Annotated in this window: 20 protein-coding genes; 15 read left to right on the top strand and 5 right to left on the bottom strand. The window is 41.1% G+C overall.

The genetic code is table 11. The annotated features are described in order from the left end of the window. Positions 1-63 precede the first annotated feature (63 nt). From DP117_RS31510 to DP117_RS31455, 13 genes are all read left to right on the top strand, one after another. Entirely contained in the window at positions 64-504 is a 441-nt protein-coding gene (locus tag DP117_RS31510; RefSeq protein WP_211176454.1) for a type II toxin-antitoxin system PemK/MazF family toxin, read from the top strand. Between the two features lie 112 nt (positions 505-616). Continuing rightward, positions 617-907, top strand: coding sequence for a hypothetical protein (locus DP117_RS31505; protein WP_169222118.1), 291 nt, complete (start codon positions 617-619; stop codon positions 905-907). Beyond that, positions 907-1,347, top strand: a complete 441-nt coding sequence (locus DP117_RS31500; protein ID WP_169222117.1) for a type II toxin-antitoxin system VapC family toxin — start codon at positions 907-909, stop codon at positions 1,345-1,347. The genes DP117_RS31505 and DP117_RS31500 overlap by 1 nt, the downstream gene beginning before the upstream one ends. Positions 1,348-1,478: 131 nt before the next feature. Continuing rightward, positions 1,479-1,697, top strand: a complete 219-nt coding sequence (locus tag DP117_RS31495) for a hypothetical protein (protein ID WP_169222116.1) — start codon at positions 1,479-1,481, stop codon at positions 1,695-1,697. After that, positions 1,694-1,978, top strand: coding sequence for a type II toxin-antitoxin system mRNA interferase toxin, RelE/StbE family (locus tag DP117_RS31490; protein ID WP_169222115.1), 285 nt, complete (start codon positions 1,694-1,696; stop codon positions 1,976-1,978). The genes DP117_RS31495 and DP117_RS31490 overlap by 4 nt, the downstream gene beginning before the upstream one ends. A gap of 116 nt (positions 1,979-2,094) precedes the next feature. Next, on the top strand, positions 2,095-2,223 hold the full coding sequence (locus DP117_RS37405; RefSeq protein ID WP_339381087.1) for a hypothetical protein: 129 nt from the start codon (positions 2,095-2,097) through the stop codon (positions 2,221-2,223). A gap of 3 nt (positions 2,224-2,226) precedes the next feature. After that, a complete protein-coding gene (locus DP117_RS37400; RefSeq protein ID WP_339381086.1) occupies positions 2,227-2,361 on the top strand; it encodes a hypothetical protein in 135 nt (44 codons plus the stop codon). Positions 2,362-2,413: 52 nt separating this feature from the next. After that, the gene (locus DP117_RS37395; RefSeq protein ID WP_339381085.1) at positions 2,414-2,611 is read left to right on the top strand and encodes a hypothetical protein; all 198 of its coding nucleotides are present in this window, start codon (positions 2,414-2,416) and stop codon (positions 2,609-2,611) included. A gap of 623 nt (positions 2,612-3,234) precedes the next feature. Beyond that, complete coding sequence (locus DP117_RS31475) at positions 3,235-3,423, top strand: hypothetical protein (RefSeq protein ID WP_169222114.1); 189 nt, start codon at positions 3,235-3,237, stop codon at positions 3,421-3,423. After that, the gene (locus DP117_RS31470) at positions 3,420-3,728 is read left to right on the top strand and encodes a type II toxin-antitoxin system RelE/ParE family toxin (protein WP_169222113.1); all 309 of its coding nucleotides are present in this window, start codon (positions 3,420-3,422) and stop codon (positions 3,726-3,728) included. Before DP117_RS31475 ends, DP117_RS31470 begins: the two co-directional genes overlap by 4 nt. After that, the gene (locus tag DP117_RS31465; protein ID WP_169222112.1) at positions 3,725-3,973 is read left to right on the top strand and encodes a hypothetical protein; all 249 of its coding nucleotides are present in this window, start codon (positions 3,725-3,727) and stop codon (positions 3,971-3,973) included. The genes DP117_RS31470 and DP117_RS31465 overlap by 4 nt, the downstream gene beginning before the upstream one ends. Beyond that, positions 3,966-4,163 carry a type II toxin-antitoxin system PemK/MazF family toxin gene (locus DP117_RS31460; RefSeq protein ID WP_169222111.1) on the top strand — a complete coding sequence of 66 codons (198 nt, stop codon included), beginning with the start codon at positions 3,966-3,968 and terminating at the stop codon, positions 4,161-4,163. Before DP117_RS31465 ends, DP117_RS31460 begins: the two co-directional genes overlap by 8 nt. Before the next feature lie 399 nt (positions 4,164-4,562). Further along, complete coding sequence (locus DP117_RS31455) at positions 4,563-4,787, top strand: ribbon-helix-helix domain-containing protein (RefSeq protein WP_169222110.1); 225 nt, start codon at positions 4,563-4,565, stop codon at positions 4,785-4,787. Between the two features lie 187 nt (positions 4,788-4,974). On the opposite strand, the gene DP117_RS31450 is transcribed toward DP117_RS31455, so the two are convergent. The 4 genes from DP117_RS31450 to DP117_RS31435 all read right to left on the bottom strand — a co-directional run bounded on the left by DP117_RS31450 (position 4,975) and on the right by DP117_RS31435 (position 7,557). After that, entirely contained in the window at positions 4,975-5,157 is a 183-nt protein-coding gene (locus DP117_RS31450; protein WP_169222109.1) for a hypothetical protein, read from the bottom strand. A gap of 61 nt (positions 5,158-5,218) precedes the next feature. After that, on the bottom strand, positions 5,219-5,611 hold the full coding sequence (locus tag DP117_RS31445) for a hypothetical protein (RefSeq protein WP_211176453.1): 393 nt from the start codon (positions 5,609-5,611) through the stop codon (positions 5,219-5,221). A gap of 53 nt (positions 5,612-5,664) precedes the next feature. Then, complete coding sequence (locus DP117_RS31440; RefSeq protein ID WP_169222108.1) at positions 5,665-6,588, bottom strand: homogentisate phytyltransferase; 924 nt, start codon at positions 6,586-6,588, stop codon at positions 5,665-5,667. A 126-nt stretch (positions 6,589-6,714) separates the two neighbouring features. Continuing rightward, a complete protein-coding gene (locus DP117_RS31435; RefSeq protein ID WP_169222119.1) occupies positions 6,715-7,557 on the bottom strand; it encodes a methyltransferase domain-containing protein in 843 nt (280 codons plus the stop codon). Positions 7,558-7,698: 141 nt separating this feature from the next. Between DP117_RS31435 and DP117_RS31430 the strand changes: the two genes are divergently transcribed. Together DP117_RS31430 and DP117_RS31425 are read left to right on the top strand one after the other, a co-directional pair. After that, a complete protein-coding gene (locus DP117_RS31430; protein ID WP_169222107.1) occupies positions 7,699-9,033 on the top strand; it encodes a TrkH family potassium uptake protein in 1,335 nt (444 codons plus the stop codon). A gap of 158 nt (positions 9,034-9,191) precedes the next feature. After that, positions 9,192-9,887, top strand: a complete 696-nt coding sequence (locus DP117_RS31425) for a TrkA family potassium uptake protein (RefSeq protein ID WP_169222106.1) — start codon at positions 9,192-9,194, stop codon at positions 9,885-9,887. Between the two features lie 56 nt (positions 9,888-9,943). Here DP117_RS31425 and queA read toward each other — a convergent pair. Then, a partial coding sequence (gene queA, locus DP117_RS31420; RefSeq protein WP_169222105.1) for a tRNA preQ1(34) S-adenosylmethionine ribosyltransferase-isomerase QueA occupies positions 9,944-10,722 on the bottom strand: 779 nt, incomplete at its 5' end.

The following is a 10,722-nucleotide window of genomic DNA, read 5'->3' as shown; positions in this document are numbered from 1 at the left end:
ACCGACAAGCATCTGCTGAAGTTGACAGCGATTGGGATGTGACAGTAGCAGATGGTTTGACAGATGAAACGTGGTGAGGCAGCGCGTTGCTGCGCCAGTACTGCAGGAGGGTTTCCCTCCGTAGGTATCTGGCGTTGGGGTTCCCCCCGTTGTAGCGACTGCCGAATCCGTAAGGGTGATATTTATTACGCAGACCTTAGTCCTGCAGTGGGTTCAGAAATGGATAAACGCCGTCCAGTGCTAATAGTCAGTAATGATGCAAATAATCGTGCTGCTACCACGGTGACGATTTTACCAATCACTTCCAATGTTACCCGTGTTTATCCGTTTGAGGTTTTGCTCAATCCAGAGGATAGTGGTTTAACAAAACCTTCTAAAGTACAGGCACAGCAAGTGCGAACAATTTCCAAGCAGCGAATTATTGTCGAAGTCGTAAGTAGTTTCAATGAGAAAATGATGGTATTAATTAATACTGCATTAAAATTGCATTTGGGATTGGGTTGAGTTTGAAGAAGAATACAGAATTTAGAGTTAAGCGATCGCTCATTAAGATGATCAATTTTTGAGATATGACTTAAATAGATAAACGTGTAGCAGTGAATGATTAGAGGTGGATATGGAAACAATGAAAGTGCGATCGCATATTGGGGCAGATGGCATATTGCAAATCCAAATGCCCACTGATTTTAAAGATACTTCTGTTGAGGTGGTTTTAGTTGTACAGCCATTATCTCATCAAGAAACCGCAGCATCAGAGTCAACCCAAGTGCAATACAATGCTTGGGGAAAGCCGACAACGAAAAAATCGATAAGTCATGCGATCGCTCTCATGCGACAACTGCGTCAAGAGGTTGCATTGGATAAAACATCAATCCGCGAAATGATTGAAGAAGGGCGAAGATTTTAATGCAGTTTGTTTTGGATTGTTCGGTGGCGATTAGCTGGTGTTTGGTGGATGAAAATAACCCCACCGCTAATGCCATACTGGCAATCATGCCAGATTCTGAAGCGTTTGTACCAGGAATTTGGTCATTAGAGGTTGCGAATACCCTACTGGTAGCTGAACGGCGTAACCGTATGACTCAGCAACAATCACAGCAAGCTATTAACTTGTTACAATCACTGTTTATTCAAGTTGATACAGCTACAGATGCCAATGCATTAGCTGCAACTATAGCACTAGGACGACAGGAAAGTTTAGCTGCTTATGACGCAGCTTATTTGGAATTAGCGCTGCGATTGGCATTACCGTTGGCAACTCTGGATACTCGGTTAGCTGAAGCGGCGACTCGTTGTGGTGTGAGGTTAATCGTTGTCGATGAGGAAATGCCAGAAATAGAGGGGTAAAAATTCTCATAAACTTCACACGATCATCTTTCGGGCGATCGCTAATTTTAGAGATCAATTTTATTTTTCTTACTTCCTTGTGCGCTGAGTGACTCTGTTAAATTAGACTTATTCCCCAATTCGTTACGAGTATGATAGAAAAAACATCTACATTGCAAAAAGTCATTGAAGCTGTAGAAGCATTAGATATAGATGCTCAAATTTTGCTGATAGATATTATTACCAAGCGCCTCAATCAACATAGACGAAATGAGTTGTTAAAGGAAGTTGCACAAGCACAACATGATTATGAACAGGGAAACGTGCGGCGAGGTTCTGTTGCAGATTTGATGGCGGAGTTAGAAGATTGAAGAATTTAGTTTGGAGTTCTGCATTTGTTCGTGCTTTTAAACGTTTAGTACGTCAAAATCCACAATTACGTTCTCAAGTAGAGGAAACACTACAAAAACTATCTGAAGATCCTTTTTCTCCCAGTTTACACAGTCACAAACTTAAAGGTGATTTAGATGGTATATGGTCGTGTTCTATTGACTATAGCAATCGTATCTTATTTCAGTTTGTTAATAACTCAGATTCAGGAGAAGAAGAGATTTTGTTGTTAACTTTGGGTTCTCATGATGATGTATACTAAATTTATTGCGTAAAAATCTATACTGCCATAAGCTCAAGCCAACCTACAAGATAGTGATAGTTTAACTTAACATTGATCCAAACAAGTAGACTTTTACAAATAGATAAAATCTGACAATGTTACTCCCACCAAAATTACAAAACTTGCCCGATAGTTTCCCCATTGAAGGTGCAGTTCGCATCGAACTAGTTGAGGGAATTCCTATCTTTAGAGTTTCTCGCACTGTACAAAATCGTATTGAATAACTCTTGACAAAACAACAAATTTATCCACTGACTTTGGATGAAGAACGCGAACTCGACCTTTATGAAGAAATTGACGATTACCTAAGTTTTATTAATCGGACTGTTCGTAATGCTTTCTTGACACAAACGAGCATCTGATTTTGGAAATTGAAATAGATGAACGTGTAGCAGTGAATGATTAGAGGTGGATATGGAAACAATGAAAGTGCGATGCTCCCAAAGGGAGCCGCGCAAGGCGCTAACGCATATTGGGGCAGATGGCATATTGGAAATCCAAATGCCCACTGATTTTAAAGATACCTCTGTTGAGGTGGTTTTAGTTGTACAGCCATTATCTCATCAAGAAACCGCAGCATCAGAGTCAACCCAAGTGCAATACAATGCTTAGGGAAAGCCCACAACGAAAAAATCGATAAGTCATGCGTTAGCGAAGCGGCTCCTTTGGAGCATCGCTCTCATGCGACAACTGCGTCAAGAGGTTGCATTGGATAAAACATCAATCCGCGAAATGATTGAAGAAGGGCGAAGATTTTAATGCAGTTTGTTTTAGTGGGCAGTGCCCTAAACTTATGTCCAGAACATCAGGTTTTACTGAGCACTGCCCACCCTACAGTCGAAAAATGAAAATCCATATTTGAGGATTTTTGTCAAGGCGTAAGTCCTAGGCGATCGCTTGCAAAGGTAGCAGCCAAAGGGCGATGGCATGGAGGAATCATACTCAGGCGATTGCGCGGAGCGCAGACGCCAAGGGCGTATCGCAGGGGTTTGGGATTGCAACGCTTGTCTTCGTTCCACTCGCTGCGGACGAGGAATCATACTCAGGCGTTAAGCTAGCTGCGCCTGGGGTGATCGCTCAAACGGAATCATACTCAGGCGTTAAGCTAGCTGCTGCGATCCTTTGCAGATCGGTTAACATTCACCCTTTTGGATATCTTACACAACCCATCGACGCAGATTTTGCTTCTACAATATATTCAAATGAATGCGAGAAAAATATTTGGTTAACAGCAAATGGAAAATGCCAACATTAAGGAAGAGGCTCGTAAATTAATTGAGAGATTACCAGCAAATTCGACATGGGATGATTTAATGTACCAAATTTACGTTCGACAAGTTGTTGAAGCTGGACTAGCTGATAGCAAAACTGGTAAAGTAACTTCCGTACAAGATGTACGGAAAAAGTTTGGACTGCCACAGTGAAAGTTTATTGGACTGAAACAGCTGTAGAAAATCTTTCGGGCATTTATACTTATATCGCTCAAAACTCTCCACAGTATGCGGCTAGAGTGGTTGATACTATAACCAGACGTTCTGAGCAAATTACAAATTTTCCTCTATCAGGTCGAATTGTACCAGAGCTTCAAACAGAGCAAATTCGAGAAGTTTTTGAAGGTTCATATCGAATTATTTACTACATCAAATCAGAACAAATTGATATTCTTGCTGTCATACATGGTTCGCAACAAATCCTATCTAATCCTATAGATGAGTCAGATGAGTTATGACCAAAGCAGAAGTCTTAGAAGCGCTGAAAAAGATGACGACTGAAGAACGTTTGGAAGTGATTGAAATGGCATCAAAGTTAATTCGTGAAGAAATTACCACAAAATCGAAAGTTCCTCTTCAAAAAGAACTGAGTTTAGCTGAAGCGGCTGTTGTCATGCGTTCTTTTTACGAACAAGGAAGTGAGTTAGTCATTTTCGCTGATCGGGATACAGAAGACTTCTATGAATATGAAGATTATGCATAGAGGTCAAATTTGGCTTTTTAATTGTGATCCCACTGTTGGAGACGAAATTGGCAAAACCCGCCCCGCAATTATTGTTAATAATGATGAAATTGGCACACTACGGCTGAAAGTTATTGTACCAATTACTGGATGGAATGATGCTTTTACTGGAGTGGTGTGGATGGTTCGATTAGAACCCAGCGCTTTTTGAATTCAAAATTCAAAATTCAAAGTTCAAAATGAAGAAGAAAAAATTTTGAATTGAAGTCCCCGTCCTTAAGGACGGGGTTTAAATTTCATAATTCTGAGTACAGGCTCCCGCTGAAAACGAAGTGGAGAGCGGTCTGAAATCGGTGGTGGGTACTCACCGCCCCCACCGATTGTCTTTAATGCGTGAATGCGTGAATTTTGTTAGCGCAGCGTGCCGTAGGCATACTTTGAATTTGTTAGCGTAGCGTGCCGTAGGCAGCGTTTGCGTAGCGCCCCCTTAGGGGCTAGCGAGTGACCTTCACTCTTGCAAAAATCCTATACTAACAGCGATCGCGCTTCTGAGGTTGAGATTAAGTTACTATCTTAGTAGGAATAATTTGTACTACTAATTGGTAGGAATATGAATGTCGAAAAACTATCCATTTCCTTGCCACCGTCTTTAGTAGAGTTTATCGAAAATGACAAACTTAATAAAGGATGCAAGTCTCGTTCTCAAGTGATTGAAGAAGCATTAGAATTGCTGCGAAACCGAGAACTAGAGGAAGCTTACCGACAAGCATCTGCTGAAGTTGACAGCGATTGGGATGTGACAGTAGCAGATGGCTTGACAGATGAAATGGGGTGATATTTATTAATCGGACTGTTCATCATGCTTGGGGAAAGCCCACAATGAAAAAAAATTGATAAGTCATGCGATATGCACATGCGATCAGCCTCCGTCTTATCGTCCTTTGGGCGGGTACTTTGTGTAATCGCATGACTGCGGCTCCCTTTGGGAGCATAGTCCCAAGCTATTTCCTATTGGTGTCAACTTAAGCTGATCGGTTTTTAATAGATTTCCACCACTGACCTAAAGAACTAGATTCAGCTTTTTGACGAAAGTATTCAATTTGTTCAGTAGGAGTGAGATTTTGAATTTCTTCAGAAATTTTCTCTTGAGCTTGCTGTTTAAATTTTAGACAATCAAAATCTTTTTCAACTTTCGTCTGACTCATTGAAGAAAACCTCTCTGGGTGAAACAATAGTTAAGATTCCGTAACCGTTAAGCAGATTAATTTAGTTGTATGCTCTCATTTTATCAAGTCGAACAATATGCTTGAAATTCCACGAAACAATAGCATCGGCTCTAGCTACGGTAGCAGCAGCAACATGAGCAGCATCGTTGATGGACTTGGAGGTGACAACTCCTGCAGCTATATAGGCATCTCGGAGGGCAATTATTTCTTCGGTTAGCGGAACATTTTCGATGACTTCGGTAGGAACTGACGGTAATATATTACGGACATCTACAGGAGCATCTACTAATTCATTAATTACTAAATCGCTTAAAAGCATCACTGCTTTTTTATTTTGCATAGCCTCTATAAGTCGTTGCGATTCTGCTGCAAACTCCACATCTAAGCAGCCTCCAATTACTGAGGTATCAATGTAAATTCGCAAGCGCTTCATCTAGTTTTCCTGTCGAATTATTCTACTTCTGCACAGACCCTACCACCAAATCTTCAAGCCAAAAGACAAGCTATAGGAAAAATCAGATACTCCAAGAAAAACAATTTCCAAATAAATTGGTAAAAACGAGCAATTTCACTTTTCTCTTGCAAATCAACTTGTCTACTAGTCCACCACATCACAACCAACGCCACAAGATGACTCATCACCAAAAAAACAGAATTCACCTCAGCCAGCCGCAACACACCAATTAAAATCATCCCCAAATAGCAAACAGTTATCACCCAAAGAGCAAGATTAAAAACAGCTTGCTTACCAATTTGGAGAGTAAAAGTTTTGATGTTATACAGTAAGTCACCTTCCATATCAGGGATATCTTTAAAGATGGCGATCGCAAAAGTAAAAACCAAAACAAACACAGTCAACACCCATACAGCTGCTGTAATTGACTGACTCTGTTCAAACACCCAACGATAGTGCAAAAACAGTCCCAAATTCACAATCGCCCCGCGCACAGAAAAAATACACAGCGCCGCCCAAAACGGAAACCTTTTCAAACGAATAGGCGGTAAAGAATAAGCAGTACCAATCGCCAAACTAATCGCCACCATTCCAAACAAAAACGGTCCTTGAAGCAACGCAACAAGCAGCGCCAGAACACCCGTAATCGCGACAATCAATTTGCCAGTCGTTAAAGAAAACTCCCCAGCAGCAACAGGCAAATGAGGCTTATTAATCTTGTCAATCGCCACATCCTCAAGTTGATTTAACCCCACAATATAGATATTGCCACACAAACAAGCAACCCATGCTCCTAAAAGAGGGAATAAAGAATAATTACCATCGCTAACAGCAACAGCAATCAAAAACAACCCCAACACACTCAAACTCGTCCCAATAATCGTATGCGGACGCGAAAACTTCCAAAAACTATAAAACCAATTCCCCTGAAACTCTCTTGATGAAACCTGATCCATTCTCTTTTCTCCTCTTGGCGTTTTTGTCTTGGCGTTCTTGGCACGCCAGGTGCTTCAAGTCGGCGGAGCCGCCCAACGCACTGGCTCGTCTATGTCCTGCGGACACGCTGCGCGCTTGGCGGTTCGTTACTTATTTCCACACAACAACCCAAACCGAATCAACCCGCGTTCATAACCCCGACTCATCAACCCCAGAGACAGCGCAGCTTGAATAGTACCCCAACCCGAACACAGCAAACCCCAAATCGCCATTGGAGAAAACGCTGAATCAATCACAAAATTCCAAAAAGGAGCAACAGCCTTCGACCAATCAGCAGTCCGAATATTTTGCAACCCTAATTCACGAGCAATCACCTCATACTGCGGTAAAGATATCACATAAGGCAAACAGTACACTCGATAAATCTCTGCTAAGTGCTTCTCCTCATCTATCGTCAGTGGTAAATTATCAATTGGTCGATGACACCAAGTCACCATAATCAACGTTCCACCTGGTTTCAGCACACGATAGCACTCCTGCATAAACTTGCTTTTATCCGGCATATGCTCACCGGATTCTAGTGACCATACTAAATCAAAAGAGTTATCAGTAAAAGGCATTGCTTGAGCATCAGCCACTTGAAAATGACTTCTTGCACTCAAGCCAAACTCAGAAGCGCGTTCTGTCGCCCTTGCAGCTTGTACTGGACTCAGAGTAATTCCTGTTGTTCTAGCATTAAATTTTCCTGCCAAATACAGAGAACTTCCACCAATTCCACAACCCACATCCAAAATGTTCTCAGCTTGTTGGACTCCTGTCCACTTGATAACTTCTTCAATTAAATCAATTTGCGCCTGACGACGGTCTTTTTTCTCTGTACCATCTACACCGTAGTAACCGTGGTGCATATGTTCGCCCCATATCTGTTCCCATAGACTGGAGGAAGCATCGTAAAACTGCTGAATTTGCTGGTAAAGTGTTGCACTCATAACGGAAGCGATCATCAAAAGAGAAATAAACACATACAGTAGGCTACCATGTGTGTTTTTAATTAGATAAAGGTGTTTTTGCTTCTGGGTCAAGAGAACCATGTCTCTATAGCTATGAAGCGTTATAACGAAGACTAATTTATGACTGTTTCTCGCACAGTTTGCCTGGGATTTCTAGCAGTCATCATTGTAGGTACTATCCTACTTATGATGCCTTTTTCTACTAGCAATGGTACGTGGAATGACCCAATTGTCGCTTTATTCACCTCAACTTCAGCAGTGTGTGTGACAGGCTTATCAGTTGTAGATCCAGGTACCTATTTTTCTTTTTGGGGTCAATTCTTTATTGCGCTGCTAGCACAAATTGGTGGTTTAGGCTACATGACAACCACAACTTTTTTGATTTTGCTTCTTGGTCGTAGATTTGACCTACGACAAAAAATTGCCATTCAACAAGCTTTAGACCGACCGGGAATGGAGGGAAGTACCCAAATTATCCGCTCTATTATTGCAACAACTTTGATTTTTGAAATTACTGGGATATTTTTACTGCTACCAGCTTTTGTTCCCAAATATGGATGGAATGAAGGACTTTGGTTAGCTATTTTTCATAGCATTAACGCTTGGAATAATGCTGGTTTCAGTTTGTTTAAAGATAACTTGATTGGATATCAATCATCGTTCTTAGTTGTTTTCACGATAACGGGATTGATTATCTTTGGGGGAATTGGTTACCAGGTCATTTTGGAAGCTTACTTTTGGTTACGCGATCGCTTGTGCAAAAAACCTATAAATCTCTTATTGTCTCTAGATTTTAAAGTAGCTGTGAGCACAACATTAGTTCTTTTGATATTTGGGACAATCGCGTTTTTCTTTGTAGAGTTAAAAAATCCGGAAACGTTTGGTAATTTGAGCTTTTCTGACAAGTTTTTAGTAGCATGGTTTCAATCTGTGACTCCTAGAACTGCTGGTTTTAATACTATAGATATAGGCAAAATGACAAATGCTGGTTTATTCTTTACGATTGCGCTAATGTTTATAGGTGCAAGTCCAGGCGGTACAGGAGGCGGAATCAAAACAACAACTTTGAGAGTTCTCACGAGTTGCACGAAAGCAATTCTTCAGGGGAAAGAAGAAGTTTTTTTGTACGAGCGTAAGATAGCTATAAATTTAATTTTAAAAGCTGTTGGGGTGTTTATTGGCTCTGTGACAACTGTCATTGCATCTACTATTTTAATTGCGCTAACAGACCCAGAATTAGAATTTATTCAAATCTTGTTTGAAGTCGTATCAGCTTTTGCTACAGTGGGTCTTTCTACCGGAATTACGGGCAGCGTATCTGCTGCGGCAAAGCTCACATTAATTGTGACAATGTATATTGGCAGAGTGGGTGTTTTACTACTCATGTCAGCTATACTCGGAGACCCCAAACCCAGTAGAATTCATTACCCAGAAGAAAATTTACTTGTAGGATAAACAGTACTGAGAAAACAGGAAACCAAGAAAACAACTCATGAAATGTAGTATTCGGATAATGATAGAATCTACAGAATGAGGTAAAAAAATAATTTTTCTCAACTCGCTAACACCGAGTTTTTACCATAAACAAAACAGTGTTAATAAGGATAACAACTGTGAATCTGGCATCATTAGGATTTTTTCGTAGTCTGCGTCAGGACAATCACCAGTTTGCGGTGATTGGTTTAGGTCGTTTTGGGCGTTCAGTCTGTTCAACGCTGCACAATTTCGGCTACCAAGTACTCGCTACAGATATAGATGAAAAACGGGTAGCCCAGGCGTTAACCGAACAAATAACTAGTCATGCTTTGCAATTAGATTCAACAGAATCGGCTGCGCTGCAAGAAGCTGGAATTTTTGAATTTGATACAGTTATTGTCGCAATTGGCAATTACGTTCAAGAAAGCATCATTACAACATTGAATGTGAAAGAAGGAGGTGTACCTCATGTCATAGCAAAAGCCTCTAGTGAAGTTCACTGCAAGCTGTTGCAAAAAGTAGGGGCAGATCACGTTGTCTTTCCTGAGTATGAAGCAGGTTGTGCTCTAGCGCGAACACTTACAAAACCCTCTATTCTTGACAGAGTTGACTTGGATCCAGATCACAGTATTGTAGAATTGATTGTACCAGACGAATTTCACGGCAGAACAATCGCTGAATTACAACTTCGTAACCGCTATGGTTTAAATTTGCTGGCTGTGAGTCAAGATGGTAAATTCCAAATTAATCCTAACCCGAATAAACGTCTTGAGCGCGGCTCGGCAATGGTTGTGATTGGCTGTAATAAAGATATTAATCGCTTACCAATTTGAAACCAGTTATCAGTTATCAGTTATCAGTTATCAGTTGCTTGCTCACTGTGTACTGTTTACTGTGTACTGTGTACTGTTCTTGCTTCTTTTAAGATTAACATGGCATCGCCAAAAGAATAAAAGCGATATTGAGCTGATATGGCTTGCTGATATATACTTAACAAACGTTGCCGACCAATTAAAGCACTCACTAACATGAGCAAACTAGAACGTGGTAAGTGAAAATTGGTAATTAAACCCTCTACAACTCGCCATTGGTAGCCTGGGTAGATAAACAAATCGGTTTTGCCACAATATGGCTGCAAGTCACCTTTGGCTGCTGCTCCTTCTAAAGCTCGTGCTACTGTTGTACCAACAGCAATAATTCGACCACCAGATGCTTGAGTTGCACGGATTTGCTCTACTGTGGAAGAAGGTACATCAATCCATTCTTCATGCATTTTGTGAGTCTTTACGTCTTCTACTTCTACAGGGCGAAATGTCCCGACGCCAACGTGTAATGTGATAAAAGCTTGATGAATTCCGCGATCGCTCAACCTTTGTAGTAATTCTGGAGTAAAATGAAGCCCAGCTGTAGGAGCTGCAACTGCTCCTTGAACTGTTGCATAAACTGTCTGATACTGTTCGCCAAGGGCTTCAGATGCAGTGATGTAAGGTGGTAGAGGGACTTCACCAAATACATCCAACAACTGCACTAAACATATCCCTTCTGGTAAATCAAATTGTAACAGACGTCCTCCAGTTGCCTCGTCTGTTTCTAAGACTGTCGCAGTGAAAGAAGATGGGGAAGTGGAGAAAGTATTTTCTCCCCCGACTCCCCCAACTCCCCCAACTC

It is taken from the genome of Brasilonema sp. UFV-L1, from assembly GCF_012912105.1.
In the GTDB taxonomy this organism is placed as follows: domain Bacteria; phylum Cyanobacteriota; class Cyanobacteriia; order Cyanobacteriales; family Nostocaceae; genus Brasilonema.
The sequence above is the reverse complement of the archived record's forward strand: the minus strand, read 5'-3'. Positions and strand labels throughout refer to the sequence as shown.